We start from the raw sequence: 6,112 nt of genomic DNA, 5'->3' as shown, positions 1-6,112 counted from the left end.
TCGTGGGATCTGGCGTCAGGGGTGCTGGGTGAGGTATCCGCCCATGGAGCGGAAGTACTCGCCGGCGCCGAGTTCGGTGCCGTCGTCAAGACGGACCCGCTCGACGGCCAGGCCGTGGCTCGTGCCGCGACGGGCCTCGGCGCCCGCCACGATCACGACGGCGTCGTCCTCGCGGTAGAAGATGCGGCCGGGCGTGCCGCCGTAGATGCCCTTGGACACGCGCGCCGCCACGATGCGCAGGCGCTGCCCGTTGTGGAAGGTATAGGCATTGGGGTACGGGTCGGACTGGGCCCGCACAAGGCGGTCGAGCTCCTCGGCCGTCCACGTCCAGTCGATCCGGTTGTCCTCGTCCGACCGCTTGTGGAAGAAGCTGGCCTGCGACCTGTCCTGCGGCGTCCAGTCCGTACGCCCCGACTCGATCAGCGCCAGCCCGTCAACAGTGATCGGACCGAACAGCTCGAGCGTCTTGTGGAACAGGTCGGTGGTGGTGTCGCGCGGACCCACCGGCACCGAGCGCTGCAGCACGATGTCGCCCGCGTCGAGTTCGCCGTCCATCATGTGGGCGGTCACCCCGACCTCGCTCTCGCCGTTGATGAGGGCCCAGATCAGCGGCGAGAAGCCGGCGTACTTGGGCAGCAGCGAGTCGTGCACGTTGAGCGTGCCCAGCCGGGGCAGCTCGAAGACCTGGGGCGGGATCCACGTACGCCAGTTGGTGGCCACGATGACGTCGGGCGCGGCCTCTTTGAGCGGCACCAGCAGGTCGTCGTCCGGCCGGTCGCGCGTCTCGACCGGGATGCCGTGCTCGGCGGCCAGGTCGGCCACCGAATCGCTCCAGATGCGCTCGTAGGCGTGGTCGCTCTTCGGGTGGGTGACGACGAGTGTGACCTCGTGCTCCGAGTCCAGCAGCGCTTGCAGGGTGCGATGACCCCACGTCTGGTACCCGAACATGACAACCCGCACGGCTCCTCCTGACCCTTCGGCTGGCCCATCGAGGCCCGCGAAAGTTAGGTTAGTCTAACCTCGCTTCCGCCGACTAGGAGGGGAAGCCGAACCCCTTGACGCACGTGTCGACACACTCGACACCGACCACGAGGACTGCCGATGTCACCGAACGGCCCGCAGCGCGATATCCCGGTCTACGACCTGGTGGGAGTGGGTTTCGGTCCGTCCAATCTGGCTCTGGCCATCGCCGTCCAGGAGCACAACGACGACACCCCCGCGAACCCCGTCACGGCCGCGTTCTTCGAGCGTCAGGCCGCTTTCGGCTGGCACCGCGGCATGCTCCTGGAGGACGCCACCATGCAGGTGTCGTTCCTCAAAGACCTGGTCACCCTGCGCAACCCGGCCAGCCGCTACAGCTTCCTGTGCTACCTGCAGGACCGCGGCCGGCTCATCGACTTCATCAACCACAAGACGTTCTTCCCACTGCGCGTCGAGTTCCACGATTACCTGGAGTGGGCGGCGGCCAAGGTGGGCGACGTGGTCCGGTACGGCTGTGAGGTGACCGAGGTCGTCCCGGTGATCCGTGACGGCGTGATCGAGGCGTTCGACGTGCTCGCGCGGGACGCGGACGGCCTGGTCACCTCGTGCCGGGCCCGCAACCTGGTGGTGGCCACGGGTCTGCGGCCGATCCTGCCGTCCGGGGTGCACCTCGGCGAGCGCGTGTGGCACAGCCGCGACCTGCTCACCAACGTGGGCCGGGTCGAGAAGGCGGACCGATTCGTGGTGGTCGGGGCCGGTCAGAGTGCGGCTGAGATCACGGCTTTCCTGCACGAGAAATTTCCCACAGCCGAGGTGTGCGGGGTCTTCTCGCGCTACGGCTACAGCCCGGCCGATGACAGTTCTTTCGCCAACCGCATTTTCGACCCGGCCGCCGTGGACGACTTCTTCGACGCCCCGGCCGAGGTCAAGACCATGCTGATGAACTATCACAGCAACACGAATTACTCGGTGGTGGACAACGACCTGATCGAAGACCTCTACCGCCGGGTCTACCGGGAGCGGGTGGCCGGGGTGAGCCGGCTGCGGCTGCTCAACATGTCCCGGCTGGCCGGCGCCCGCGAGGACGTGGACCACGTGGCGGTCGACGTCGAGATGCTGACCACCGGCGAGGTGACCACGCTGGACGCCGACGTGCTGGTCTGCGCCACCGGGTACGCCCCGGTCGACCCGTTCCCGCTGCTCGGCGAGGTGGCCGACCGGTGTGCGCGGGACGAGTTCGGGCGGGCCCTGGTCGACCGCGACTACCGCATCCGCACCGACGACAGCATGGCGGCCGGCATCTATCTGCAGGGCGGCACCGAGCACACCCACGGCATCACGGCCTCGCTGCTGTCGACGTCGGCGGTGCGGTCGGGCGACATCCTCGCTTCGATCACGGCCCCGGCCCGTACGTCTCTCGGCGTCTCCTGAAAGGCGGTCACCCCGGCCGTTAATCGCGCCTTTCCAGGCGGTAGAGGTCTTCGGCCGGGGGGACCACGACATCACTGTCGCGGACGACCTGACGCAGTGCCGCTTCCCAGGCCGAGCCGATGTCCCCCGTGTTCACCAGGCCCTGATCGATGAGGGCGGCCAGCACCGCCAACTGCTGCCGCGAGGGATCGCCGCCCGCCTGCGACGACTGCGCCACGATCGAGCCGGCCGACCGTCTCGCGGCGGCCTCGTCGCCCAGACCCGCGTGATCGACGGTCAGGTTGTAGGCCGTCGTGAGGGTGGCCGGGTGGTCGCCGCCGAGGATCCGGGTGCGGCGAGCCAGGTTCTCCTCGTCCAGGTCGCGGGCCTCCCGGTAGCGCCCCGCCTGGCGCAGCACGGCGGCCAGATTGCTGACCGTGGTGAGCGTGTCCGGATGATCGGGGCCGACGGCCCGGCGCTGCAGCTCGAGCACGTGCTCGAACAAGGCCCGGGCTTCGTCCAGCAGCCCCATCGCCAGCAGGCTGGTGCCCAGATTGCCGGCGCTCGTGAGCGTCGCCGGGAACTCCGGGCCCAAGAGCCGTCGCCGCCGGGTGAAGACATCCTCCGACAGTTCGCGGGCGCGCTCCAGTTCGCCCAGCGCGCGGAGCACGTTGGCCAGGTTCTCGGTCGCGGCCAGCGTGCCCGGATCGTCCTGACCCAGCACCCGTCGCTGCCGGCCCACCGTGTCCTCGAGCAGGTCGCGCGCCTCGGCGATCCGGCCGGTCGCGGCCAGTTCCACCGCCAGGTTGGCCGCCGAGGTCAACGTCTTGGCATGGTTCTCGCCCAGATGCTCGCGGTCGATCCGCAGCACGCGATCGCGCAGCGGTAGCGCCGCCGAGGCCTGGCCGCGGGCGTGCAGATAGTCGGCGGCCCGGCTCAGCAGGCGCGGATCCTCGACCGCGTCGCCCGTCGCCAGCACATGCGGGAGCAGCCGCGACCACTGCGGCCAGCTCCGGGGCTCGTCGGCCGGCAGGTCGTCGGTCGCGTTCGTCAGCAGCCGCGCCGTCCGGAACCGCCAGTCGTGGCCGGGGTTCTGATCCGTGGCGCGCTCTCGCAGCAGGGCGGCCATCAGGCGGTGCAGCTGCAGGGTGTCCGGCGTGACCCGGGCGAGGCTGAAACGGGTGAGGAGGCCGGCCGCCTCGGCGAACGCCAACGGGCGGCGGGCCGTGTCGGACAGTGGTCCGGGCAGCGTGTCCGCGTGGTCGGTGAACAGTGTGCGAGGCACCGGATCCGGGGCCAGCCAGGCCAGCATCGTCAGCAGTTGCAACGCGGCCGGGTTCTGGTCGTCGAGGCGGTCGAAGGCCAGCTGGGACGAGACGGCCACCGACTCGGGGAAGCGGTTGGCCGGGCGCCCCAGCAGCTCGTGCGCGGTGATGCTCTGCAGGTACTCGTCGACCTCGATGCCGGTCTCGGCCAGGAAGGCGGCGCTCAGCGCGACCGCGAGCGGCAGATCCCCGAGCGCTTCGGCGACCCGGCCTGCGTCCCGATCATTGAGATTAGGTACGCCCGATCGCAGCAGCCGCACCGATTCCTCGCGCGAGAAGACGTCCACCTGCTGGGTGCGGGCCACGTGCCGCCAGTCCGAGGTCCGCGAGGTGATGATGATGTGGCCGCGCCCGCTGGGCAGGAACCGGTTCAGCGACTGCGGATCCTCGGCGTTGTCGAAGACGATCAGCCACCGGTCGCGGTCGCGCAGGGCGCCGCCGAGGCGGGCCACCGCGCTCTCCACCGGGGCGTTGCGGTCGACCACGCCGAGAGCGCGGGCCAGCTCGGCCAGCTGGTCGGGGATCAGCGCCGGGTCGCCCGCGTTCACCCACCACGCGACGTCGTAGTCGGTGCTGTGCCGATGGGCGTACTCGATGGCCGCCGCCGACTTGCCCACGCCGCCCATGCCGACCATGGCCTGAACCACCGTCGGACCGCCGCGCTCGATCTTCTGCGACAGGTCGCCGAGCTCGCTCTCGCGGCCGGTGAAGGCGGCCGTACGGGCCGGGATGTTCCACACCTTCTCGCCCGCGGCCGCCTCACCTCCCTTGCCGGCGGCGGGGCGCAGCACGACCCGGACGAACCCGTCGGCGTGGGTCACCACCGGTTCCGGCGCCCCGGCCCGGGCGCAGTCGGCCACCGTGCTGGGAATGCCGCTGCCCTCGCCCTCGACCAGCCCGGTCCAGCTGAGCGTGCTGGCCACGCGAAAATTGCGGTGGCGCGACTCGCCGGCCAGCGCCGACAGGCTCTGCTCGGTGCCGGGCGGCAGATCCCGGCCCTCCCAGTCCCCCGGACTGCTGATCTCGAGCCGGTTCGCGAACAGGCGCACGTGGACCGAGCGCCCGCGATCCTCGTAATTGCGGTGCACCAGCGCGTTGGCCAGCACCTCGCGCACCGCCACCATGGGATAGCGGTAGACCGGCTCGGATCGCGCGCTGGACGCGGACGGCGCCTCGCCCTGCCGCACCCGGTCGGCGATGAACCGCCACGCCCGCTCGATCTGGCGGGCCAGCGGCCCGTGCAGGTCGACGCGTTCGCGGCGGGCGGTCAGGTCGTCGCCGAAATACTGGACGCACTGCACCACGGCGGTGGGCAGCACGACGGTGGGGTCGTTGCCGAACAGCAGAACCCCGGCCCGGGTCAACCGGCGGCCGCGCATGAGGCCGCAACGCTCCAGGAACTGCCACGCCGAAAGGCTGTCGGGCAGCCGCTCGGCCACGTCCCGGCGTAGCTTCCGGCGGAAGTCGCCGACCTCGTCCAGGTCGAACGTGTCGGCGTCGGTCAGCTGCTCCAGATAGTCCAGTTGGCCGTGCTCGGGGTCGGTGACCACGGCGGCCGGCTCCTCGCCGGGCGGCTCGGGCGGAAAGTACGGAGCTAACAGCGAGCGGAGGCCCGACGTCACACTCTCGCCACTCAACCCGTACGCGGGAACGCTGTGCCGACCGGCCAGCGGACCCAGATCGAGGTCCTCGTCCATCTCGACCAGCACCGACCTCGGCCCCAGCACCTGCTCGTCGAGCCATCCGGTGCCGACCGCGCGATAGGTCGCACACACCACCTGAGGAGCGTCGTAGCCGTCGTCCGAAGTGAAACCGGCGGCGTGCAGCCAGCGGGTGAGTTCGGCGGCCGGCTCGCGGTCCTTCGGGTGCGCGAGCAGCCGGACGACGCGCCGCCGGACCGCTTGGCCGGGACGCGCGGGCAGCTCGGCCGCATCCTTGGCCCGCCGGCGGTCCTTCTCCTCGGTCAGCGCCTCGAAAAGAGCGGTTTCGAGCTCGTACAGGTCGGTGACTTCCGCGACGACCAGGCCTGATTCCCGCAGCCGGCGCTGGAAGACCCGCTGCCTCGAATCGGTGCCGGACCGATCAGCGAACAGAAAAACCAGGCGCGTCAGCGGCGGTTTCTGCGAGCTGGCGGCGTCGAATTCGATTTCCGCGTACGACCGGGTGGGGTCGTCCTCGGCCGGCGATCCGTAGCGAGAACCGGCCAGACCCACGTAGACATCAGCCGCGTCGATCTGCTCGGCCAGGCGCGGGCCGCCGTGGCCTTCCGTGTGGACGAACGAGCAATTGGCCCGGGTGACCGCCCTCTCGGCCGCGGACGCGAAGTCCCGCCCGGCCGGGTGCGCGAGCAGGTCTGAGCTGTAGCTCAGGAAGACCCGCAGGGAACGGTCCGACAC

General features: G+C 70.6%; 3 protein-coding genes. 1 reads left to right on the top strand and 2 read right to left on the bottom strand.

The window, feature by feature from the left end:
* Positions 1-15: 15 nt before the first annotated feature.
* Entirely contained in the window at positions 16-960 is a 945-nt protein-coding gene (locus OWR29_RS02410) for a methionyl-tRNA formyltransferase (protein WP_267560613.1), read from the bottom strand.
* A 141-nt stretch (positions 961-1,101) separates the two neighbouring features.
* Between OWR29_RS02410 and OWR29_RS02405 the strand changes: the two genes are divergently transcribed.
* Positions 1,102-2,412, top strand: coding sequence for a lysine N(6)-hydroxylase/L-ornithine N(5)-oxygenase family protein (locus OWR29_RS02405; RefSeq protein WP_267560612.1), 1,311 nt, complete (start codon positions 1,102-1,104; stop codon positions 2,410-2,412).
* 19 nt (positions 2,413-2,431) lie between these two features.
* On the opposite strand, the gene fxsT is transcribed toward OWR29_RS02405, so the two are convergent.
* Positions 2,432-6,112, bottom strand: coding sequence for an FxSxx-COOH system tetratricopeptide repeat protein (gene fxsT / locus OWR29_RS02400; RefSeq protein WP_267560611.1), 3,681 nt, complete (start codon positions 6,110-6,112; stop codon positions 2,432-2,434).

This window comes from Paractinoplanes pyxinae (genome assembly GCF_026626335.1).
Classification (GTDB): Bacteria; Actinomycetota; Actinomycetes; order Mycobacteriales; family Micromonosporaceae; genus Actinoplanes; species Actinoplanes pyxinae.
Note: the sequence above shows the minus strand (reverse complement) of the source record. Positions and strands in the feature narration are given on the sequence as shown.

Bases quoted from the DNA above. Each gene is read 5' to 3' on its own strand.
- OWR29_RS02405 (WP_267560612.1), top strand. From the start codon at position 1,102: ATGTCACCGAACGGCCCGCAGCGCGATATCCCGGTCTACGACCTGGTG.